The sequence below is a fragment of the Bacillus sp. SIMBA_074 genome (assembly GCF_046534555.1).
Classification (GTDB): domain Bacteria; phylum Bacillota; class Bacilli; order Bacillales; family Bacillaceae_G; genus Bacillus_A; species Bacillus_A mycoides.
Genome location: NZ_JAWRYM010001105.1, coordinates 1 through 242, shown reverse-complemented (window position 1 = coordinate 242; position 242 = coordinate 1). Strand labels below are relative to the sequence as shown.

The 242-nt window shown below is 42.6% G+C and carries 1 pseudogene; it reads left to right on the top strand.

Annotated elements, in window-relative coordinates:
* Window positions 1–55 precede the first annotated feature (55 nt).
* Window positions 56–242: pseudogene (locus tag SB773_RS34175) on the top strand (alpha-ketoacid dehydrogenase subunit beta); the annotation flags it as partial.

The following is a 242-nucleotide window of genomic DNA, read 5'->3' as shown; positions in this document are numbered from 1 at the left end:
AAATGAAGACACGCTTTCAAAATACGTTTATGCAGATAAGTAAGGAGGAAAGAAGATGGCAGTGATATCTTATATAGATGCCGTTATAATGGCTATGCGAGAAGAAATGGAACGTGATTCCCGTGTATTTGTCTTAGGGGAGGACGTAGGGAAAAAAGGCGGCGTTTTTAAAGCGACATCTGGTTTATACGAACAATTCGGGGAACAGCGGGTCATTGATACCCCGCTTGCTGAATCAGCAA